Source organism: Actinoplanes sp. NPDC048988 (genome assembly GCF_043197815.1).
In the GTDB taxonomy this organism is placed as follows: domain Bacteria; phylum Actinomycetota; class Actinomycetes; order Mycobacteriales; family Micromonosporaceae; genus Actinoplanes.
Map to the genome: position 1 here is coordinate 222901 of NZ_JBICTW010000007.1, position 22172 is coordinate 245072.

Annotated in this window: 16 protein-coding genes and 1 pseudogene; 4 read left to right on the top strand and 13 right to left on the bottom strand. The window is 70.7% G+C overall.

All coding sequences use genetic code 11. From position 1 onward, the window contains the following. The 9 genes and pseudogenes from ACGFJ7_RS23920 to ACGFJ7_RS23960 form a co-directional block, all read right to left on the bottom strand. The gene (locus ACGFJ7_RS23920; protein WP_392643847.1) at nucleotides 1–2763 is read right to left on the bottom strand and encodes a TIM-barrel domain-containing protein; all 2763 of its coding nucleotides are present in this window, start codon (nucleotides 2761–2763) and stop codon (nucleotides 1–3) included. 51 nt (nucleotides 2764–2814) lie between these two features. After that, a pseudogene (locus ACGFJ7_RS23925) lies at nucleotides 2815–3105 on the bottom strand (sigma factor); the annotation flags it as partial. 307 nt (nucleotides 3106–3412) lie between these two features. Next, nucleotides 3413–3604 (bottom strand): ester cyclase, encoded by a 192-nt coding sequence (locus ACGFJ7_RS23930; RefSeq protein WP_360255639.1) that lies wholly within the window; start codon nucleotides 3602–3604, stop codon nucleotides 3413–3415. Continuing rightward, nucleotides 3601–4356, bottom strand: coding sequence for an alpha/beta fold hydrolase (locus ACGFJ7_RS23935; protein WP_392643849.1), 756 nt, complete (start codon nucleotides 4354–4356; stop codon nucleotides 3601–3603). Before ACGFJ7_RS23935 ends, ACGFJ7_RS23930 begins: the two co-directional genes overlap by 4 nt. Before the next feature lie 221 nt (nucleotides 4357–4577). After that, nucleotides 4578–5405 (bottom strand): ABC transporter permease, encoded by an 828-nt coding sequence (locus tag ACGFJ7_RS23940; RefSeq protein ID WP_360255635.1) that lies wholly within the window; start codon nucleotides 5403–5405, stop codon nucleotides 4578–4580. Further along, nucleotides 5402–6271, bottom strand: a complete 870-nt coding sequence (locus tag ACGFJ7_RS23945) for an ABC transporter permease (RefSeq protein WP_392643852.1) — start codon at nucleotides 6269–6271, stop codon at nucleotides 5402–5404. The genes ACGFJ7_RS23940 and ACGFJ7_RS23945 overlap by 4 nt, the downstream gene beginning before the upstream one ends. Nucleotides 6272–6348: 77 nt before the next feature. Beyond that, entirely contained in the window at nucleotides 6349–7404 is a 1056-nt protein-coding gene (locus tag ACGFJ7_RS23950; RefSeq protein WP_360255631.1) for an ABC transporter ATP-binding protein, read from the bottom strand. After that, entirely contained in the window at nucleotides 7401–8576 is a 1176-nt protein-coding gene (locus ACGFJ7_RS23955) for an extracellular solute-binding protein (RefSeq protein ID WP_360255629.1), read from the bottom strand. The genes ACGFJ7_RS23950 and ACGFJ7_RS23955 overlap by 4 nt, the downstream gene beginning before the upstream one ends. 9 nt (nucleotides 8577–8585) lie before the next feature. Continuing rightward, on the bottom strand, nucleotides 8586–9545 hold the full coding sequence (locus ACGFJ7_RS23960; RefSeq protein ID WP_392643855.1) for a LacI family DNA-binding transcriptional regulator: 960 nt from the start codon (nucleotides 9543–9545) through the stop codon (nucleotides 8586–8588). Nucleotides 9546–9717: 172 nt separating this feature from the next. On the opposite strand from ACGFJ7_RS23960, the gene ACGFJ7_RS23965 reads away from it, so the two are divergent. Then, a complete protein-coding gene (locus ACGFJ7_RS23965) occupies nucleotides 9718–10572 on the top strand; it encodes a hypothetical protein (protein WP_392643857.1) in 855 nt (284 codons plus the stop codon). Between the two features lie 10 nt (nucleotides 10573–10582). On the opposite strand, the gene ACGFJ7_RS23970 is transcribed toward ACGFJ7_RS23965, so the two are convergent. The 3 genes from ACGFJ7_RS23970 to ACGFJ7_RS23980 are packed head-to-tail and all read right to left on the bottom strand — an operon-like array spanning nucleotide 10583 to nucleotide 16465. Beyond that, entirely contained in the window at nucleotides 10583–14686 is a 4104-nt protein-coding gene (locus ACGFJ7_RS23970; protein WP_392643859.1) for a caspase family protein, read from the bottom strand. Next, nucleotides 14683–15528 (bottom strand): hypothetical protein, encoded by an 846-nt coding sequence (locus ACGFJ7_RS23975; protein ID WP_392643861.1) that lies wholly within the window; start codon nucleotides 15526–15528, stop codon nucleotides 14683–14685. The genes ACGFJ7_RS23970 and ACGFJ7_RS23975 overlap by 4 nt, the downstream gene beginning before the upstream one ends. 1 nt (nucleotide 15529) lies before the next feature. Next, nucleotides 15530–16465: a carbon-nitrogen hydrolase family protein gene (locus ACGFJ7_RS23980; RefSeq protein ID WP_392643863.1), complete on the bottom strand. Its 936-nt coding sequence runs from the start codon at nucleotides 16463–16465 to the stop codon at nucleotides 15530–15532. 295 nt (nucleotides 16466–16760) lie between these two features. Here ACGFJ7_RS23980 and ACGFJ7_RS23985 point away from each other — a divergent pair, with 295 nt between their 5' ends. Next, entirely contained in the window at nucleotides 16761–17369 is a 609-nt protein-coding gene (locus tag ACGFJ7_RS23985; protein WP_360255616.1) for an HAAS signaling domain-containing protein, read from the top strand. On the opposite strand, the gene ACGFJ7_RS23990 is transcribed toward ACGFJ7_RS23985, so the two are convergent. Beyond that, nucleotides 17366–18484, bottom strand: coding sequence for a flavin-containing monooxygenase (locus tag ACGFJ7_RS23990; RefSeq protein WP_392643865.1), 1119 nt, complete (start codon nucleotides 18482–18484; stop codon nucleotides 17366–17368). The two genes, ACGFJ7_RS23985 and ACGFJ7_RS23990, sit on opposite strands and share 4 nt — an antisense overlap. Nucleotides 18485–18609: 125 nt before the next feature. Between ACGFJ7_RS23990 and ACGFJ7_RS23995 the strand changes: the two genes are divergently transcribed. Together ACGFJ7_RS23995 and ACGFJ7_RS24000 are read left to right on the top strand one after the other, a co-directional pair. Further along, nucleotides 18610–21423 (top strand): FAD-binding and (Fe-S)-binding domain-containing protein, encoded by a 2814-nt coding sequence (locus tag ACGFJ7_RS23995; protein ID WP_392643867.1) that lies wholly within the window; start codon nucleotides 18610–18612, stop codon nucleotides 21421–21423. Further along, nucleotides 21420–22163 carry a sulfite exporter TauE/SafE family protein gene (locus ACGFJ7_RS24000; RefSeq protein ID WP_392644018.1) on the top strand — a complete coding sequence of 248 codons (744 nt, stop codon included), beginning with the start codon at nucleotides 21420–21422 and terminating at the stop codon, nucleotides 22161–22163. The genes ACGFJ7_RS23995 and ACGFJ7_RS24000 overlap by 4 nt, the downstream gene beginning before the upstream one ends. Nucleotides 22164–22172 lie beyond the last annotated feature (9 nt).

Here is a 22172-nt window from a genome sequence, read left to right on the forward strand (position 1 = left end):
TCAGGAGCGGACGAAGACCGGCATCGTGGCCAGGGTCGACGTCACCTGAGCGGTGGTGCCGCCCTGGTAGACCTTGCCGGTGAAGTAGTCCTTCCAGTTGTGGCCCGGCGGGAACCAGACCGTGGTGGTCGCGGTGTCGCCGGGGGTGGTGACCGGGGCGACCAGGAAGTCGTCGCCGTAGAGGTACTGCGAGCCGGCCGTCGCGTACGCCTCCTGCTGACCCGGGTAGGCCAGGTACATCGGGCGGACGATCGGGGTGCCCGTACGGGTGGCCTCCTTGGCCGCCGCGTACGTGTAAGGCAGCAGTTTCTCCCGCAGCTGGAGGAACTTCTTGGCCGAGGCGCTGGCGGCCGGGCCGTACTGCCAGGGCAGGCGGTCGCTGTGGTTGGAGTGCAGGCGGTCGATCGGCTGGAACGTGCCGAGCTGCACCCAGCGGGCGTAGAGGTCGTCCGGGAGCTTCGTGCTGTCCGGCTCGGCGCCCTTCTCGGTCGACAGGCCGCCGGTGTGGCCGCCGATGTCGTGGCTGACCGCGGCCAGGCCGGTCGCGGCCGACTCGCCCGGCGTGTAGCCGACCTGCGCCTGCAACGTCTCCCAGGTGGAGACCGTGTCACCGGTGAAGTGCAGGGTGGTGCGCTTGTCGGCCCACGGGCCGGTCGGCACCGCCGTCGGGTTGCCGTAGCCGCCGGCCTGCAGCGACCCGTACGCCCGGGAGAACGCGAAGCCGTCGCGGGCCGCGTACTGCTGGTTGATCCAGGCGTCGCCGGTCACGCCGGCCTGCGTGGACGTCGAGGCGTCACAGCACCAGTCCAGCCACCAGAAGTCCGGGTCGGCCAGCGACGAGTGCAGGTCGAAGTACGCCTTGAGCTGGTCGGGATCGCCGAAGTCGAACGTGTAGCAGTCGGCGCCGCCGTTGCAGCCGGTCTTCTTCAGCTTGCCCTTGGCGGTGGCCTGGGCCTGGGCGAACTTCGGGTCCGAGCCGAGGATGCTCGGGTGGATGTTCAGGCTGGTCCGGATGCCCCGCTTCGTCAGCCAGGACTGGAACGCCTTGTAGTCGGGGAAGCGGGAGGTGTCGAAGTTCCAGCCGTTCCACCGGTCCGGCGCCTTGAAGTCGGTGTCGACGATCAGGACGTCCAGCGGCACGTTCTCCGACTCGAACCGCTTGACGATGTCCTGGAACTCGGACGCCGTACGGTCGTAGTACTCGGAGTACCAGACGCCGTACGCCCACTTCGGCAGCAGCTTCGTGGGGCCGGTCAGCTTCGACAGCTCGTTCAGGCCGCGGGTGTAGTCCTGGCCGTACGCGAAGACGTACCCGTCCTGCGCCTGTCCCGAACGCGGCGTGACCTTGCCGGTCCGGGTGTTGTACAGCGCCGACGCGGAGTCGTCGAGCAGCGACCAGCCGTCCTGGTAGAGCAGGCCGGGCTCGGTCAGCGCGGCGCCGTTGACGCCGTCGAGACCGCGGCGGTAACCGCCGAGCGCGGCGTGCGGGGCGAGCAGCGGGGTGCCGGCCCGGACCAGGGCGACCGTGTCCACGTTGACGTTGCAGCTGGCGGCGGTGGGGCAGGCCAGCGTCACCGTGTTGGTGCCCTTGTCCAAGGTCACGGGCGCTTCGACCGTACGCCAGTAGTCCCAGCTCGACGTGGCCGGCAGCGTCACCGTGGTGCCGTTGACGGTCATCGTGCGGGTCTGGATCGGCTGGGCGCCGGCCTTGCCGTTGGCGTAGCGGACCTGCACCCGGTAGGTGCCCTTGGCCGGCACGCCGGTCACGGTCAGCGCGGCCGAGGAGCTGGTGTTCTCGAGACCGGCCAGGAAGCCCTCACCGGCGTATCCGTTGTGGTCGGAGGCGGTGCGGGCGCCGCCGGAAAGAGTGCCCTGATCGGCCTCGCACACCGTGCCGAACGGGCACGGCTGCGGCGCGGCCGGCGCCGGCGCCGGGTAGGCGTCACCGGGGCGGATCAGCGCCAGGCTGTCGATGTTGACGTTGCCGGTGTCGTTGGCGCCCTTGACGACGCTGATCTGGTGGGTGCCGGAGGCGAGGTCGAGCGGTACGGTCGCCACGCCCCAGGTGTCCCAGTTGGCGGTCGGCGGCAGGCTGAGCGCCCGGTTCGTCCCGTCGACCGCGACGGTCAGCGTACGGGTGACGTTCTGGCCGTCGCCGCCGGTGCTGTTCGCGTAGCGCACGGCCAGCTGCAGGCTGCCGGTGGCGGCGGTGGTGAAGACGATGGCGTCGCCGGTGCCGGTGTAACCGGCCGTGAAGCCCTTGCCGGTGTAGTCACGGTGGTCGGTGGCCACGCCCGGCCCGCGCACGTCAAGCGCCTCGGCCTCGCAGAGGACGCCGGCCTCGCAGCTGGGCGGGTAGTGGCCGGCCCACGGCGCGGCCTGCACGGTCTGCCGGCCGGCGCGCAGCTTGATGTCCAGGTTATCGGCGGTGAAGGAGCCGGACCCGACCTTGTACCGCAGCGTCAGGGCGCCGGTGTCGATGGTCAGCCAGCCCTTTTCCGTACGTTTGGTGAAGCGCACCGGGCGGAACGAGTCCCGCCCGATCACGTTGAACGTGGACGCGTCGGTGAACGTCCCGTACTCGGTGCGGATCAGGGTCGGGGAGAGCACTTCGAAGCGCGCCTTCCCGGAGACCACGGTGGAATCGTGGGCGCCGTGCCCGTGGGCATCGGCCGGGGACGAGGCGGCCAGCGCGAGGCCGGCCGCGAGGATGGCGACGGTCGCGGCCGCCCGGCCGCGTCGCGGGGTGGATCGATGGAACACGCGCACTCCTAGCCGCGGTTTACAACGATGGAACGAGCGATGACAACGCTGTCATCGGCACGAAACAAAGTCAACCGCCGGTTTCGCGTCCCGTCCGGAAACCTCGGCCATCGCCGGCACCTGGGCCTCGATCTCGCGGACCCGGTCCATGCGGGTGGCCGGCCCGGGCAAGGGGAAGGCGCGGGCCTGGTCGGCGATCGCGCGGATCAGGCCCAGGGTGCCCTTCTGGATGAGGTCGGGGAAGGCCAGGCCGCGGCCGGTGTGGCGTCCGGCCACGATGACCACCAGGCGAAGGTTGGCCTCGAGCACTCGTTCGGCAGGCCGGCTTCGACCTTGGGCCGCGGCTGTTCCACCGGTTCTCGCCGTTCGGCCGCTTTCAATGCCCGCAGCAGCCGCGGGGAGGCGCCCTGCCTAGCCGAACGTCAGGCTCTCGAGCATTCCCGGCTGGTCGCCGACCTGCGTAGTTTCTTCCACGTCAGGCCGTATCGCAGATCAGCGTCCCTCGTCGGTCGCCGTCCGCACGAACTCGGCCCGGTCCTCGGCCAGGATCATCCGCCGGGCGAAGGTCGCGGCGACCACGGCCGTGGCAACGGCGCGCTGCAGAAGAACCACACGCCGATTTTCCGTCATCGATGCCGACGGCGGCAGGTCAGTGCGCCAATTGACGCCGTACGCCGTCGGTGTCTATCAAGGACCACACCTCGGCGATGCGGTCGTCGTGAAAGCGGTAGAACACGTGCTCGGCGAACGAGACCCGGCGGCCGTCCACGTCGATGCCGAGAAGAGATTGCTGCGGTGTGCAGTCGAACCAGAGATAGGTCTCCTCGAGCCGTTCGCTCATCGGGTCTCCTTCGCTTGCCGCAGCAGTGCTTCGGCCACCGCTTCGGGCGCTCGGAGCGGCAGGAAGTGGTCGGCGCCGGGCACACGTACGAGGCGGCAGCCGGGAATGCGCCGCGCCGCCTCGACGCAGGCCGGGACGAACGACGGGCGTTCGAGCTCACCGAGCAGCAGCACGCTGGGCGTGGCCACCTCCTCGAGCCGGGACCACGCGTCGCCGTCGTCGGCGAGGTAGGCCTCGCCCCAGTTGAGCCAGAACCGGACCGCCGACCGCAGCAGATCGACGACCAGCGGGTCGCGACCGGATCTCGCCCACCGGGCGACGCCCTGTTCGACGAAGACGTCCGGGTCGGGGCTGTCCGGCTCGGCGCCCGGTTCGTGAGCGGGCGGGGCGCCGGAAATGCCGGGACAGGCCAGCACCAGCCCGCGAACCCGGCCGGGCTCGGCGAGGGCGAGGTCGAGCGCGGTCCCGCCGCCCATGCTGCAGCCGGCGAAGAGCGCCGGCCCGACGTCGAGCCGGTCGAGCAGCCGGCGCAGGTCGTCCAGCCGCGAGAACCGCCCGGCGGGCGGCGCCGAGCGGCCGAAACCCCTGACATCGTAACGGATCAGCCGGTGCCGGCCGCCGAGCCGCTCCCAGACGGGATCCCAGATCCGCGCGTCACCGACCCCGGGATGCAGGAACACCACCGGCGGCAGATCACCCCCGGTGTCCTCGGTCCACAGTGATCCGTCACCTACGTCGACCAGTCGTTCCACCGCGACGACCTTGCCACATCGGGACTACCGACCGGTAACGCGTCACCGGCGATAGCCGCCGATCACCCGGAGGAGCCGCCGCCGGCTGCGCCTGCCCGCCGTGCGAGGAAGCCGGATGAGGCTGAGGCGGTACTGCGTCGGGACCCGATGGTCGCGGCTGAGCCACGGTGCGGTCCGAGCAGGCCGCTTGGAGCCGAGGTGGCAGCGCGGCCCGAAGGGTTCTAGTCGGGGTCCTCTTTGACTCGGGCTACCAGTTGGGTGGGGTTGACGAAGCGCAGGGCGACGACCAGCAGGACCAGCATGGAGGCGGTGTAGATGACTGCCATGGCGTCAACGGACTGTTGGGCTCGGATGCCGGCGGCTGACATCGAGTAGTAGAGGGCTACCACCAAGGTCTGTGAGTCGGGGCCGGCGGTCAGGAAGGTCAGCTCGAACATGCCCACCGTGCGGACCAGGACCAGGATCGAGGCGGCCAGGATGCCGGGCACCAGTAACGGGGCCAGGACGCGCAGGAACACCTGGCCGGTTCGGGCGCCGCACATGCGGGCGGCTCGTTCGATCGAGGGGTCTATCTGTTCGATGAACGGGGTCATCGTGAGGATGACGAACGGGATCGACGGGACCAGATTGGCCAGGACCACGCCCGCCAGGTGGCCGGCCAGGCCGTACTTGTAGAGGACCGTGGCCAGGGGAATTCCGTATGTGATGGGGGGCATCAGGATCGGCAGCAGGAACAGCAGGTAGACGAGGCGGCGGCCGGGGAACGAGCGGCGGGCCAGGACGTACGAGGCGGGTACGCCCACCAGCAGCGAGATCGCCACCACCAGGAGTGCCACCTCGAGGGTCACGATCAGGATCTGGAAGAGGCCGAACTCGTTCCAGGCCGAGGCGTACCACTGCGTTGTCCAGCCCTGCGGCAGCCAGGTGTCGAACCAGCGTTCGCCGAACGAGTTGACGACCACCGAGAAGATGACGCCGGCCAGGTTGACGAAGAAGAAGATGACCGCGCCCCACACGAGCCAGGCGCCGACGGTGAATCGAAGCCTCATCCTTTGCCTCCCGTCGAACCGGTGTAGAGCAGGGAACGCAGGCCGAGCACGACGGCGACCACCGCCAGCTCGACCAGGCCCATGATCACGGCGATGGCGCTGCCGAGCGGATAGTCGTACACCTCGTACGCGGCGTGGTAGGCGGCGATCGAGATGACCCGCGTCGTGCCGGCCGGATCACCCACGAGCACGGCCGACGGGAAGACGCTGAACGCCAGCACGAACGTCAGGCAGAACGTCGTGGCCAGGCCGGGCGCCAGCAGCGGCAGGGTGATCCGGCGGAAGCGCTGCCACCACCCCGCGCCCAGGGTCGCCGCCGCGCGGTCCAGCGTCGGGTCGATGCCGGACAGGTACGACAGGATCAGCAGGAACGCGAACGGGAACCCGGTGATGACCAGCGAGAAGAAGACGCCCCAGTAGTTGTTCGTCAGGCGCACCGGCGCGTCGGTCAGGCCGATCGTCATCAGCGTGCGGTTGAACCAGCCGGCCGGGCCCAGATAGTTGAGCAGGCCCTCGGCCGTCAGCACCGTGCCCAGGGTGATCGGCACCACCAGAACCGTTGTCAGCAGACGCTTTCCGCGGAAACGGCCTCTCATCCGGTACGCGATGGGCACCGAGGCCGCCACGTTCAGGATCGCCGCCGGAAGCGCGAGCCCGAGCGTCGTGGCGATGGTGGCACGCTGGTAGGCGTCGGTGAAGAAGGTCCGGTACGCGCCGAACACGCCGCCTTCGGCCGGCTGAAACGACAGGCCGATGCCGTACGCGAACGGGTAGACGAACAGCGCGAGGACGCCGATCAGCGCCGGCGCGAGCAACAGCAGCTGCCGGTCGATGCCCCGCTCGGCCAGCCGGTGCCGCAGCGCCACCCGCGGGGACCTACCGGCGCCGGGACGGGCGGGGCCCGCGCTGGGCGGAGTGGGTCCCGCGCCGGGCAGGGTCGCCGTCATCGGGCGCCCGCCGGGAACACGAGCACGCGGGACGGGGCGGCGGTGACTGTGATCCGGTCGCCGGGGGTGGGCCGCTCGGTGGCCCGCAGGAAGAGCGCGACCCCTTCCTCCGTACGGGCTTCGACCGCCAGCTCGCGGCCCTGGTATTCGACCACCTCCACGGTCACCGGCACCCCGTGCGGGCCGGCGCGCAGGTCCTCGGGGCGGATCCCGGCCACCACCTCGTCACCCGCGGCGACCGGGCCCACCGCCGTACCCTCCAAGGTCAGGCCCGAGCCGTCGAGGGCCACCGTGTCGCCGTGTACCGCCTTCACCTTCATCGGCAGCAGGTTGCGGTATCCCATGAAGTCGGCGACGTGCGCGTTGGCCGGGCGGTTGTGCAGCTGCTCGGGCGTGCCGATCTGCTCCACCCGGCCGTCGCGCAGCACGACCAGGCGGTCGGCCAGCGACAGCGCCTCCTCCTGGTCGTGGGTCACGTACACCGTGGTCAGCCCGAGCGACTGATGGAGCCGCCGGATCTCCGTCCGCATCTCCAGGCGGAGTTTGGCGTCGAGGTTGGACAGTGGCTCGTCCATGAGCACGAGCGACGGCTCCAGCACCACCGCGCGGGCGATCGCCACCCGCTGCTGCTGGCCGCCGGAGAGCTGGCCCGGCAGCTTGCGGGCGTGCTCCTCGAGCCGGACGAGCCGGATCGCCTCGTCGGTGCGGCGGCGGACCTCGTCCCGCGGCAGGTGGCGCATCTGCAGGCCGAAGGAGATGTTCCGGCGTACGGAAAGATGGGGGAAGAGCGCGTAGCTCTGAAAGACCATGCCGAAGCCGCGCCGCTCCGGGGGCAGGGTGTCGAGCCGGGCGCCGTCCTGCCAGATGCTGCCCTCGGTCAGCGGCAGCAGACCGGCCAGGCAGTTCAGCGCCGTCGACTTGCCGCAGCCGGACGGGCCCAGCAGGGCGATGAACTCGCCCCGCCGGATCGTCAGGCTCAGCCCCGCCAGGGCGTCCTTGCCGCCGAAGCGCCGGCGCACCCCGTCCAGGCGCAGCTCCTGGAACGCCGTCACTTCTTCACCTTCGCGCCGCCGACCTCGCGATCCCATTTGTCGAACGCCGCCACCAGTGCCTTCGCGTCCAGCGGCACCTCGAGCGGGTGGTCGGCGATGAGCTTGTCGTACTCGGGACGCCCGTACTCCTCAATCGCCTGTTTGCTCTCGGCCGGCGCCATGTCGAGGGTCACGTCCTTCACCGCCGGGCCGGGATAGAAATAGCCCTTGTCGTACGCCTTGGCCTGCTGACGCGGGGTCAGCATGTCCTGCAGCAGGTCGACGATGGCGGTCTGCTTGCCGGCCGGGACACCCTTGGGGATCACCGCGTAGTGCGCGTCGGTGACCCAGTGGAAGCCCTCCAGGGCCTGGACTTTCGCTTCTTTCGGTACGGTGCCGAGCACCCGCGGATTGATGTCCCAGCCGGTGGTGGTCGCGATGATCTTCGCCGAGCCGTTGGCCAGGTTCTTCATGGTCTCGGACGTGCTCGACGGGTAGAGCGTGACGTACTTGTCGAGCTCGGTCAGGTACTGCCAGGTCTTGGCCCAGCCGTTCCCCGGGTCCTTGGGGTCGCTGTCGCCCAGCAGGTACGGAAGGCCCATGAGCAGGGTGCGGCCCGGCCCGGAGTTGGACGGGCGGGCGTATTGGACGGCGCCGGGGTTCGCTTTGGCGTACGCGAGAAGGTCCGCGGCGGTTTTCGGCGGATCCGGAACCTTGGCCGGCAGGTATTCGATCAGCGGGCCGGACGGGTAGTAGGTGACGGTGACGCCGTAGTCGCCGGCCAGCTTCTGCATCGCGGCGGCGCCCTCGGAGTAGTTGGCCATGCCGGTCAGCTTCGGCTTGGCGTCGGCCAGCGGTGTCCACAGGCCCTGCTCGATGCCGGCGGCCAGGCCGTCGACGCCGGTCAGCACGAGGTCGATGTCGACCCGGTTCGCGTTCTGCTGCGCCTTGATCTTGCCGACCAGCTCAGGAGCGGTCGCCTTGGAGTAGGTGACCTTGCCGATCTGGTCCTTGTGCCCGGCGGCGAACTCGTCGATCATCCCCTGGGTCAGCTGGAGGTTGCCGGCCACGTCGAGGATGTTGAGGGTGACGGGCCCGCCGCCGTTGCCGTTTCCGTCCGGACTGTCGGGGGCGCCGCAGGCGGCGGCCAGCAGGACGGTGGCCACGGCGGCGGTGATCATCTTTCGGGACATGGTGTCTCCTCAGGCGGGGCCGGTGGAGCCTCGTACCATCAATTGGGTGGGAAGTTCGCGACGTTCCCGGTCGTGTCGTCTCAGGAGCAGGTCGACGCCGGCCTGACCGGCCAGTTCCTTGGGCAGCGCGACAGTCGTGAGCGCGGGATGGACCATCGCCGAGAGCGGGATGTCGTCGAAGCCGAGCACGCTGATGTCGCCCGGCACGCCGACGCCGCGGGCGGCGAACCGGTGCAGCAGGCCGAGCGCGACCAGGTCGTTGTAGGCGATCACCGCGGTCACCCGCTCGGCCAGCACCCGGTCGGCCACCGAGACGCCGCCCTCGAACTGCGGCGCCACGTTGCCGGTCTCGACCAGCTCGACCTTCCCCTTGGCCACGGCGCGCAGCGAGCGGACGCGTTCCCGGTTGGCCCACGATGATCTGGGGCCGGCGACGTACGCGACCCGGCGGTGCCCGAGCGCGACGAGGTGGCTCACGGCCTGGCGCATCCCGTCAAGAAACTCGGCGGTCACCGACGGAACCCCCGGAATGCGCCGGTATAGCAGCACGACCGGCACTTCGGCGGCGAGCTCGCGCAGCTCGGCCTCGGCCATCCGCGGCGAGCAGAGCAGAACCCCGTCGACCTGCTTGGCCAGCTTGCGCACAAGCCCGGCCTCGGCCGCCGGATCCTCGTCGGTGTCGGCCAGGAAGACGGCGTGGTCGGCCTCGTGGGCCCGGGCCTGCACGCCCTTGACGATGCTGGGAAAGAACGGATTGCCGAGATCGGGAACGAGCAGGCCCAGATTTCCGGTACGCCCGGTGATCAGCCCCCGCGCGGCCCGATTGGGGTGGTACCCGAGACTGGCCGCGATCTCCTTGACCCGATCCCGCGTCGAGGGCCGCACCACCTCGGGATTGGACAGCGCCCGGGTGACCGTGGCGGCCGAGACCCCAGCCGCCCGAGCCACATCCTTGATGGTCACCGCCATGCGGGCCAGCCTGCAATCCGTTTCATCGGAAAGTCAATGCATCGACCATGATCTCTTTCTTAGCGCATGAAAACCTTTACAGATCATGGTCAACCGCCGGACTTGTTGAGGTTCCCGCTCGCCGGCCATAGGCTTTTCACCTCGCTACCTTCGCCGGACGCACGGAGGCAGGATGGCGCTGTGGGGAACCGTTCTGCTCGTCGTGCTCCTGCCACATCTGGCCCTGAAGTGCGTGGCGATCATCAATGCCACCCGCTGGGTCTCCCGGCGGGGTGACGACTACCGCCGGCTCTACGCCGAGAATCCACCGCACAGCGACACTGAGAAGATCGCCCTGTTGAAGGCGACCGGTGCGCGCTTCTTTCCGTTCGGGGCCAAGGAATATCGCGTTCGCGAGCGGTACATCAGTCTGATCGGCAGAACAGGGGCGGCGGCCGTACTCGGATGGGCCCTTCGCCTGTGGTCCACCTTCTACACCGCGCCCGGCGTGGTCGCCGCCGCCGTCGTCATCATCGCCGCACCCGAGCTGTTCGCCAGGCCCGGGACCGGTCCCCGTGGGCTGGCGCTGGCGTGTGCGCTGCTGGCCACGGCCGTCGCTCTGCTGGCCTACCTCGAAGCGCTGGCCTGGTATCTGACGGTCGGAAGCTATGCGCGCGTCTATCTGACGCTCGGCTTCCATCGCAGCCTGCCCGGCAGCGCCGGCGAGAACCTCGCCGAACTGCGGCTGTACATTTATCTCGCCATCGCCACGCTGGTGAGCAACTCGCTCGCCTGTCTGGTCGCCGCGGTGTCGTTCGACGCCTTCCACTACGCGGACGGCGCGCCGGTCGGACACGGCCCCGGAGCGGTCACCGGATCGCTGCTGCACACCGCGTCGAACATGTCGTTCCTCGGCGACTCCCCCTTCCAGGCGAACAACGCTCTCGGCTATCTGCTCGGCGCCATGGACGTGTCGCAGGGCGTGGTTCTTCTGTTGTTCGGCCTGGCCATGCTTCCGTCGTTCCTCGGCCGCCGGCCGCCGGCATGAGGCACCCGGATCAGTGGGCGCCGGCGCGACCGGAATCCGGGCCTTCGCCGACTCTCGCCGACGCCGACCGGACCTGAGTATCGACGGTTGGGCCGAAGGTCGTGACCAGTTCCAGAGTGTCGATCTTGACCGGCAGCGGCTCGGCGGTCAGGCCGTGCGGGGCGAACCGGAGCCCGGTCAACGTGCCCGGGCCCTGAACGATCAGAAGGCCGTGGGCGGTTGCGTGCAGCCGATGGATTCGGCCGGCGAGGTCGAAGCGGCCCCAGCGCCGCCCGTACAGGTCCCAGGCATGGATGGTGCTGCTGTCGTCGGCCGTGAAGATCACCAGCACGTCGCCGACCGCGCCGGCCGTGACCGCGGAGACCGCGTAGTCGTGCTCCAGGGTCGTCAGGCGGCCGCCGGCCATTTTCACCGTCACGATTCCCGGTCGTCTCGCTTCCGCGAGGATTCGGCCTGCTGTCCGGCCGACGGTGAAACACTCGGCGTCCATGATCAGGCCGTCGACGGTCGCCAGCCGCCGGCCCGAGTCGACGCCCCAGATGGCGGCGGCACCAGTGCCGGACACGATGACGGCGCAGTCCTCACCGAACAGGCTCGGCGATGTTCGGAGCCTCGTGGCGGCTCCGATCCACGACGTACGTGCCTCGTATTCGTGGTGGAGACGGCGGCGGCGGAACATGCCCTTGTCATCGATGCTCAGGACGCCGGGCCCGTCGTCGACCTGACCCGGCGCCACCGCGACGACCGGTCCAGCGTGCGCACCGGTCTCGCCCCAGAGCGGCGTGCCGTCGTTCGCATCGAGCACGATGATCGTCCCCTCGGCCGTGCCGAGCACGGCCCAGCGTTCGTCGGCGCCGATCGCGGTAGCTGAGCCGTCTCGCACCCACAACGGCCGCCAGCCGAGGACCCCGTCGTGCTCGGCCATGTCCGCGGTCGCTTCCGCCAGCCCGCTGGCGCCGGCGCGCACGGCGGCCAGGGCGAGGCGCTGAGTACGACCACTGCGATCGGCGCGATCGAACCCGGCGCTGACCGCCCGGCGGTACGCGGTGACCGCGGGCCCTGTGACGGCGAGACCGGCGAGCTCGGGCAGCACGACGGCGGGGTCGGCGGTGACCAGGAAATCGGCGTCGGCCAGGAGAATGGCGAGACGGCCGGCCTCGCGTGCGTGCTGGGCGATGTGCCGCTTGAGGTACGGCTCGGCGAGTTCCCATCGCGGCACGGCTGGGGCCTGACGCCTGGCGGGCGCCCACGACCGGACCGAGTCGAGAAGCCCGGTCGCCACCGGCGCAACCTCGGCCGTCTGCTTGAGGTAGTCGGCCAGTCCTTGGTGGAACAGCCGGTAGACCGTGGTGCCGTCGACCTCCGCGCTCTGCCGGAGGTAGAACCGGACGGTGTCGAGGACCTCGAGGACCAGCTGTGTGTCCGGTGGAGCCTCGCGGTCCAGCGCCGCCGCGGCGTACCCGAGGAGTCGGGCGGGCATGCCGTCGCCCTTGGCGTGGGCGGCGGCGACCAGGATCGGCCGGGTCCAGACGTCGGTCGCCCGGGTCAGCAGATCGAGTTCGAGCAGATCCGGCAGCGTGCGCGGCACACTGCGACCCACGTCGATGGCCGTCGCCTGATCGCTGATCGGCTCCGCGTAGCTGTTCAGCAGGTAGCCGCTGAACAGCCCGGCGACCAGAAAAGCGCCCCACTCCCGGTTGGCCTGGTCCTGGGTCAGGGTCTCGGCGACCGCGCGGGCCAGTGTCGAGGCCGCGCCGTCGTGCTCCAGCCGATCCCATCGTGGGTCCGTCAGCAAAAGGCGCCGGACGTAGGCGCCGACGTCGCGGCTGAGCTCCCGCTCGTCGACGTCGTCGAGGTCGACGACGCGGCCCTGGCGCTCGGCCTCGGCCCGCAGCGGCTCGAACTCGGCCCAGGGCCGCATGCCGACCAGCAGGCGTACCGGATTGCCGTCGGCCCGCACCACCCGCGTGAGAGGAAGCAGGAACTCCCGCATGAGCAATTCCGCGCCGATCGCCTCGTCGAGCGCGTCGATGACGATCACCGGCGGCTCCGGCATGACGGTCAGGGTCGCGATCAGGCCGGCCGCTGTCGGCTCGGGCACACCGGACAGGACGCCGAGTTGGCGCGCTACGGAAGAGATGATCTGAGCCGGCGTTCGCGCGCGGGCATGAACCGCGGCCATCGTTCTGTTCAGGTAAGGCGCCTGCTCGACCGCCTCCCAAACTGCCCGGGTGCTGTCGCGCATCATCGGATGGGCCGCGCAGACCAGCACGCCGATCAGCGCCGACTTACCCGCGCCCGGGCTGCCGGTCACCACCCGCAGCCCCACCGAGTCCTGCAGGTTGAGCCAGGGCGACAGCAGGCGCAGCTCGCGGCGGCGCCCGCTGAAGCAGCCGGGAAGCTCGTCGCGGACCGGCCCGCCGTGCCCGGCCGCGCGGGAGAGGAAGTGCACCGGGTCCAGCGCCTCGTCGAGATCGTCCAGGAAAGGCTTGGCGGCGGCGTCGATCCGGGTCCGGGCATCGTGGCGTGGGGTCTTCGCGTACTGCCGGTTGGGAAAGAACGGCAGCTCGGGCAGCCCGGCGCTGATGTCCACCCGGCTCGCCGTCACCCGCTGGACGAAAGCGCCCGCGGCGGTGGCATTGTGGAGAACGTCGCGGCGGATCAGCTGAGCGATGGTGTCGAGCGGAGCGAAGCGGAATGACTGGTCGATGTCGAGGCGGCCTTCGGCGAGATCGCCGAGGACCCTGATCACCGCGTCCGTGAACCGGCCGGCGTAGGCCTGCTCGTCCGGCGCGGCGGCCGCGATCACCCAGGCCCGGGCGTCCTCGTCGTTGATGGCGGGCTGCCAGAACAGCCGGGCGACGCTGCCGCCGTGACAGACGTCGAGCAGGAAGAGCGTCATCGGTACGGGGGCCTCGGCGTCGACGATCCGCTTCAGCCAGTCGCCGACGTCGGTCGCCTCGTGGTGCTCACCGTCCGCGCCGATCACCCGCAGACTTCCCGACGGTGTCAGGTAGCCGTGACTGAACAGGTGGAAGACCAGGACGTCCGTCTCGGCGGCGTCATCGATGATCTTGCGGACGGTCGCGCCGAGATCCCGGCTGGACAGGTCGGTCAGCGTGGTCGCCGTGAAACCGAGATCGGTGAACGTCCGGGCGAGGGCGCGCATCCGCCCGGCCGCCTGGGGCAGGTCCGGCCAGCGCCCCGGCTCTGGCTCCACGCCGGGCTTGGGGTCGGCGCCGAATGACGACAACCCGATGCAGACAGCCTTGTGGGTCTTCGACTTCGGCGCTGGCGCTCGGCGCGGTGCCGCGACGGACTTGCGGCCGCCCTGAAGCAGATCCCGGACCAACTGCTCGGCGCGCTCACGATGCGGCGCGAGCTGCTCCGAGGGGTGTTCCACGTCGACGACCGTCCGCCCGACCGAGACCCCCGTTTGTGGAAGGACCGGCAGGAAGACGAAGCGCGGCAGGTCTTCCACGCCGGCGTCGTGCCGGTCCTCATACGTGGAGAACGACCAGTCCGGCACACTGAGCCGAATGCGCGCCGCGATCCGGGCCAGGCCCCACAGCACGGCCGGTCGGGCGGCATCGGGACAGCCGATGACGCTGATCGGGCCGGCGGGGTCGGCCAAGAGTTGGGCCAGGACCCCTGTCAGATCGGCCGACCGGCCGGCGAGCCTGGGCAGAAGGCGCTTCTCGGCCACCCGGGTCGCCTGCCTGAGCGCTCCGCCTAACATGGGCTCCAGGATCGCGGGCGAGGGGTCGTCGGACCGCCAGCCTGTCCAGAGGCTCATGCCCAGGGCCGCCTCGGCCGCCAGCGCGTCGGCCGGGCCGATCAGGGCGTGGGAATTGTTGCGCCCGGCGCTGTCGCCCTCGTTGACCCGGCGTACCACCGCCGCGAGCCCGTCTTCGAACGAGAAGTAGGAGAGGGCGGCGTCGGGGAGCTCGGCACCTCCGACTCTCAGAAGCCTGAGGTGGGATCGTAGCCTCTGGAACCACCGCTGCGAGGCGTCCGCCTCGGTGAACGACCAGTTCAACGGCGCGAGCCGGTGACCGGTCGTGGACCAGCCGAAGAAGATCTGGTCGATCCGCACCGCCGCTGCGCTGGTCATGCTTCTGCGGCCAGCTTGGCGATCTCTGTCCGAGTGGCCTCGGCAGCGAGGTAGCTCTTGGCCCGGTGGAAGTCGAACCGGCCGATGCGCGCGTCCATGTGAATGTCCACGTCGAAGCGCTCACCGAGCCGCGGCGGCGCCGCCACGATGTCGCCGACGTCGGCGATGTCGACCCAGCGGCGCACACCGGGTGGCCGCCGTACGCCCATCGGCTCGAGACGCTCGAATATGACACCGGGTAACCCGAGCGGCGACCCCAGTGTGACGAAGAGATCCACCTCGTACTCGGAAAAGCGGCACAGCGTCTCGAACGCGACCACCGACCCGAGCGAATGCGCGATCACCGCCCGTGGCCGATGCTCCCTGAGGACCGCGGCCAGCCGATCCTGCGCCGTTCGCCGCGCCGGGCCGCCGTCGGTGAGGTAGGCCGGAACCTCGCGGAGAAACTGACCGACGAACCGGTCCACCAGATCATGATCCAGTCCGTACGTCCGGCTGACCCAGCTGATGATCTGACGGACCGGAACCGTCAGCCGGCCCTGCCCCACCTCGGCCGGCGCCCCCAGCGCCAGCGCCCACTCGGACAGCTGAGCCTGAGCCTCCGCCGGCGAATACGCGGTCCCCGCCCCCTGCACGGCCTCGGCCGCCAGACAGTCGGCGTAGTAGGCGACCTTGACGTCGACCTGCCTGCCGAGCGCGCTGCCCCAGGCCAGCGCGAGGTTGTCGGCGGCCTCGACCGGACCCCGCCGCCGGTCCAGATTGAAGATGCCGTGGATCCCCGCCACACGAAGCATGCCCGGCAGCGTATCCGCCCCGAGCCCTCCGTGCCGCTCACCGACCACGTCAGATGATGGTGTGGTCGGTGCTGCGGGGATCGCTGACGCGGGCTGCTGTGTAGATGTCGCCGGCCCGGGCGATGGCTCGCCATGGGCGGGCCTTAGTGAGGGCTATGTCGAGGGTGGGGTCGGAGCGGTCCAGGTCGACGCAGATCACGTCCGGGGCGTCTGTGCGGGCGTGGCGCAGCACGTAGCCGTGTGGGCCTATCACGGCGGACGGAGTGGCCGGGGCGCACTGGGCGGGGACCGCCATGCTCACCCAGAAATTGTGGGTGGCGGCGTGGGCTCGGGCTATGACCTCGAAGATGGGGTCCTCGGAGTATGTCGAGAACAGGACGCAATCCACGTGCCGATGTTCCAGCCATAGTTCGGGGTAGTTGACCTCTATGCACAGAAGGCAGGCGAAGCGGAAGCCGTCCACCTCGAATGTGCAGGTGTGGTCGCCGGGGGTGTAGTAGCCGTTCATTTCGGAGTGGGACAGCCAGCGCTTGTCGTAGCGGTCGGCCAGCCGGCCCTGGTCGTCGATCACCCAGAGGGAGTTGTGGGGGCGGTGCCGGCCGGTCAGGCGATGGTTGCCGCCCACCACCACCCACACGCCCAGTTCGGCGGCCAGGGCCATCGTGTGGCGTAGTTCGTCGGCCACCGGGTCCCAGTTGATGCGCCAGCCGGCGTAGTAGGTCTTCGCCGTGCCGGCGTAGCCGGACAGCGCACCTTCGGGGAAGTGGATCAGACGTGCGTTGCCGGAGGCGGCCGCACGCATCGCGGCGCGGATGGCGCGGCCGTTCGTGACCGGGTCGGTGGTGACCTCGGTCTGGGCCACGGCCAGGCGGATCGCGTCTGATCGACGGGGTGATCCGGCGATTCGGGTGTCGCGGGGCGGCGGGAGCGGGCGGGACTCCGGCGGGGAGGAGAACCCGAGATGACCACTGATCCGTCTGTCCACGATCGCACCTGGTTCCGTCTGGAGCGCGCCGCCGGCCTGGCCCTCATTGTGCTCAACTTCGCCGGCCACCGTCGACGAGGCGGCCGGCTCTTTCCGCGCTGGCCGGCCCGGCTCGGGATTGTCAGCGGGGCGCTCCGGTGCCATCGCCACCCGCGTGGTGCTGGTGGGGCGGCGCCGTGCATCGGCCGAAAGGTAGAGGCGGTGGCGGGGATTCCGTCCTCGGGCGGATGTCCACCGGGGCGGGCCGGGGCGAAGCTGTTGTCATCGCACCGGACCCAGCAACGGGGGACAACGAATGACGACGGCACCGCTCGCACACACCGACGTTGTTGTGCTGGATTATCTGGCTGCGCTGTGGGCGCAGAGCGAGGACCTGGCGCCCGAACTGCGGGACGAGCTCATGACGACGGTGGCGGACTACATCGCGGTGCGGCGGACGTCGCCCAGTGCGCCGCTCGAGGACCCGGCGGAGATCATCCGCCGGTTAGGGCCGCCGGAAGCCCTGGTGGCGGCGGTGCGCCGAGGGAGCGTGCCGGCCCACATCCGGCTGCCCGCCCTGGTTCCGACTCCTCCGCCGGCCGCCACCGGCGGGGGAGCGGTCCCCCGGGGCGGCGCGGCCGAGTACACGGCGGTGGGGCTGATGACCGTCGGGGCGGTGCTGATGCCGGTCGCCGGGCCGGTGGCGGGCATGCTGCTGGCCAGCGGGTCGCCGCACTGGCAGCCGGCGCAGAAGGCCACCGGCTGGGTGCTCACGATCGGTGCGGGCGCCGCCGCCCTCGCCTTCGCCATGTTCACGGCCGTCGCCGGGTTCGGCGGTGCCGCGGCCCTCATGTTCTGCTACATGATCCTGACCGGTGGATCGGTGATCGCCGGCTGGCGCATGTACGACGCGCTGCGCCGTTAAGAGAGAGCGCTGACCGCGCGGGCCACGCGGCGGGACTCGATGGCCAGCTCGCGGAGCATGCCGCCCAGTGTCACGTTGTACCCCATGAAGTAGAGGCCGGGGCGGGCCGACGGGCCGCCGTGTACCAGCGGGACACCGGTGTCGTCGAACAGCGTGGGGTCGTCGAAGAGCTTGGTCAGGCCCGTGCCGTAGCCGGTGGCGGCGACGATCACCTCGGGTGTCAGGGTGGTGCCGTCGGCCAGCCGGACCGCGTTCTCGGTGAAGGACTCGACCGCCGCGACCGGGCGTACGCGCCCCGCGAGCACGTCCCGGACGATGCCGACGTCCTGCAACGGCACGTACCGCTGGGTGCGCAGGCGGGTCTTGAGACCTTCGGTGGGGCGGGCCAGGCCGTACGGGCGAAGGTCCGGCACCTCCATCCGGGCCATCGTGGCCGCCATCGAGTTGAAGACCGGCTCGGGCAGGCCGCCCAGCAGCAGGCCGTTCATCTGGGCGGGCCAGCCGGCCGTGGCGCGGCGGACGATGTGCGGTGGGGTCCGCACGGCCAGGCTCACCGAGGCGGCGCCACCCTCGGCCAGGTCGGTGCTGATCTCGGCGCCGCTGTTGCCGGGGCCGACGACCAGCACGTTCTTGCCGCGGAAGGGCTCGGCGTTGCGGTAGGCCGAGGAGTGGATCAGCGTTCCGGTCCACGACGCGAGGCCGGGCCACTGGGGGATCACCGGTGTGTGCAGGTAGCCGGTCGCCACGATCAGCGTGCGCGACGTGTGCTCCGAGCCGTCGGCCAACTGCATGGACCAGCGCTCGCCCCCCGGCTTCACCCGTTCGACCGTGGTGCCGGTGCGGACGTCAAGGGCGAAGCGTTCCCGGTACGCCTCCAGGTAGCGCACCAGGTCGTCGCGGCGCACCCACCGGCCGTACTCCCGGGGGATCGGAAAACCCGGCAGGCCGGACAGGCGGCGCACGGTGTGCAGGCGCAACCGGTCGTAGCGGCCCCGCCAGCTGGTGGCCACCTCGGGGCCGCGCTCGAGCACGACGCTGTCCACGCCGTTCGCCTTGAGCTGGGCCGCCACGGCCAGGCCGGCAGCGCCGGCGCCGAGCACAGTCACGTTCGCCATGGGCAGCAGTGTGATCGATGGCTGATACGCCCGGTGCGCGGGGGTGGCCCGGGCGGCGACTACCATGGCGGCGACGCCCACAAGGCCGAGTTCACCGCCGCTACGCAGCCCCACTGGAACCGGACATGACAAGCGACACCGACCTGACCGCCAGCCTGCGCCGGGCCGGTGTGGCCGACGTGCTCACCGATGCGGCGCACCGGTCGGCCTATTCGAGCGACGCCTCGCTGTACCGGGTGGTGCCGCGGGCGATCGTGCGACCGCGCCACGACGACGATGTGGCGGCGACCCTGCGGGTGTGCCGGGAGCTGGGCGTTCCGGTCACCGCCCGCGGCGCGGGCACGTCGGTGGCGGGCAACGCGATCGGGCCGGGCGTGGTGCTCGATTTCAGCCGGCACATGAACAAGGTGCTCGAGGTCGACCCCGAGACGCGGACGGCGCGGGTGCAGGCGGGCACGATCCAGGCGACGCTGCAGGCGGCCGCGAAGCCGTACGGACTGCGGTTCGGCCCCGACCCGTCGACGCACACGCGGTGCACGATCGGCGGCATGATCGGCAACAACTCGTGCGGGGCGCGGACGCTGGGCTACGGGCGTACCTCGGACAATGTCGTGGGTCTGTCGGCGCTGACCATCGAGGGCGAGCGGCTGATCACCGGGGCCCGGACGCCCGGAGCTCAGACCTCGGGCGCCGACAAGGTCGTCGAGGAGCTGCGGAACGTCATCGGGGCCAGCCTCGCGACCGGCCGGACCGAGTTCGCCCGCTTCGGCCGCCAGGTGTCGGGCTACGCGGTCGAGCACCTGCTGCCGGAGAACGGCTTCAACCTGACCGAGTTCCTGGTCGGCAGCGAGGGCACGCTCGCGGTCGTCACCGAGGCGACGGTGCGGCTGGTGGCCGACCCGGCGTACCGCACGCTCGTGGTTCTGGGTTATCCCGATTTCGGTACGGCCGGTGACGTGATCCCGCAGATCCTCGGGTTCAAGCCGACGGCCTGCGAGGGCATCGACTCCCGCATCTGCGACGTGGTCCGCAGCCGGCGTGGCCCGGACGCGGTGCCGCCGCTGCCCGGTGGCACGGCCTGGCTCATGGTCGAGATCGCGGGCGAGGACCAGGACGAGGTCCGGGAGCGGACGGCGAGGCTGGTCGCCGCCTCGGGGGCGGTCGACTCGCTGGTGGTCGAGGACACGGCCGCGGCGGCGCCGCTGTGGAAGATCCGCGAGGACGGCGCCGGTCTGGCCGGCCGGGCGCCGAGCGGGCTGCCGGCCCACGCGGGCTGGGAGGACGCGGCCGTGCCGCCGGAGCGTATCGGCGCGTACCTGCGGGACTTCGATCTGCTGGTGGAGCGGCACGGGCTGAGCGCGATGCCGTACGGGCATCTGGGCGACGGCTGCGTGCACGTACGCCTGGACTTCCCGCTGGACTCCCCGGGCGGGCCGGGGAAGTTCCGGGCGTTCCTGGAGGACGCGGCCGACCTGGTCGTGAGCTACGGCGGGTCGCTGTCGGGCGAGCACGGCGACGGGCGGGCCCGCAGCGAGCTGCTGACCCGGATGTACTCGCCGGCGGCGATCGACCTGTTCCGGCGGATCAAGCACACCTTCGACCCGGACAACCTGCTCAACCCCGGCAACCTGGTCGATCCGGATCCGGTCGACGCGAACATCCGGGTGTCGCAGGCGCGGCCGGTGACGGTGCCGTTGGCGCTGGCCTATCACGCGGACGGCGGCGACTTCAACCAGGCGGTGCACCGGTGCACGGGCGTGGGCAAGTGCCGCGCCGACACCACGGTGCTGGGCGGCGTGATGTGCCCGTCGTACCTGGCCACCAAGAACGAGAAGGACTCGACGCGCGGGCGGGCCCGCGTGCTGCAGGAGATGCTGGACGGCGATCTCGCGCCCGATTGGCGGGCCGAGGCCGTACACGACGCGCTGGATCTTTGTCTGTCCTGCAAGGGCTGTGCCTCGGACTGCCCGACGGGGATCGACATGGCGGCGTACAAGTCCGAGGTTCTGCACCAGAGCTACAAGCGGCGGGCGCGGCCGCGGTCGCACTATTCGCTCGGATGGCTGCCTCGGTGGTCCCGCCTCGCTTCCAAAATGCCGGCTTTCGCGAATGTGATGACCTCGCTGCCCGGTATTCGGGGCCTCGCGCTGTACTTCGCCGGAGTGGACAAGCGGCGGTCGATTCCCACGTTTGCGCCGCGCACCTTCCGTTCGTCGTTCATCCCGAAAAAGTCCGGCAAACCGGTCGTGTTGTTCGTGGACAGCTTCACCGACCACTTCTCGCCGGAGATCGCTGAGGCGGCGGTCGAGGTGCTGTCGGACGCGGGGTACGCGCCGCAGGTCACCAGCCGGAAAGCGTGCTGCGGGCTGACGTGGATCTCGACCGGGCAGCTCGACGCGGCGCGGCGGATCCTCGGCGCCACAGTGGACGAGCTCCACAAATCGGTCAAGCAGGGTATTCCGGTGGTCGGGCTCGAGCCGTCGTGCACCGGCGTGCTGCGGCAGGACGCGGTCGAGCTGGTCGACAACGACAAGGCCCGTGACGTGGCGGCCGCGACCAGGACAGTGGCCGAGCTGCTGGCCGAGACGGACGGCTACGAGCCGCCGTCGCTGGACGGGGTGCGGGTCATCGCGCAGCCGCACTGCCACCACCACGCCGTGATGGGCTGGGACGCCGACGCCAAGCTGCTGAAGAAGGCGGGCGCGACCGTCAAGCGGCTCGGCGGCTGCTGCGGCCTGGCCGGCAACTTCGGCGTCGAGCGCGGCCACTACGAGGTGTCGGTGCAGGTGGCCGAGCAGCAGCTGCTGCCCGCCCTGGAGAAGGCCGAGGAGGGCGACATCTTCCTGGCCGACGGCTTCTCCTGCCGGACCCAGGCGGCCGACCTGGCCGGCACGCCGGGCCAGCACCTCGTACAGCTGCTGCGGGAGCACCGGCGCTGACCGCTCTGGAGATCGTCGCCCTGCTCGGGGGCGGGCTGCTGGCCGGCACGGTCAACGCCGTGGCCGGCGGCGGCTCGCTGATCACCTTCCCGCTGCTGGTCGCGCTCGGCCTGCCGGGCGTGGCGGCCAACGTCAGCAACGCGCTGTCGGTCGCGCCCGGCTACGCCGCGAGCGCGGTCGCCGGGCGGCCCGACCTGGCCGGCCAGGGCCGCCGCATCGTCACGATCATTCCGACCGTCGTCGTCGGCACGCTCTGCGGCAGCTCGCTGCTGCTGTTCACGCCGCGCTCGGTCTTCGACCTCGTGGTGCCCTTCCTGCTGCTGGCGGCGGCCGCGATGATGGCCTTCCAGAAGCGGTTGCGCGCGCTGGCCGGCGAACCGAAGGACAATCCCGCCGTCTTCGTGCAGATTGCGGTCTTCCTCTGCGGGCTGTACGGCGGGTATTTCAACGCGGCCATGGGCCTGCTCCTGATCGCCGCGCTGTCGCTGGTCCTCGACGAGACGCTGCGCCGGATCAGCGCCCTGAAGAACGTCTTCTCGGCCGTGGTCGGCGTGACCACCGTGCTCACCTACAGCGTCTTCGGCCCGGTCAACTGGGCCGTCGTCGCGGTCCTGGCCCCGGCCACGATCGTCGGCGGTGTGATCGGCGCCCGGATCGCCCAGCGGCTGCCGGCCGAGGTGCTCCGGTGGACGATCGTCGTCTTCGCGACGGTGGTGGCCGCGATCCTGCTGCTCACCTGATTCGCCCCA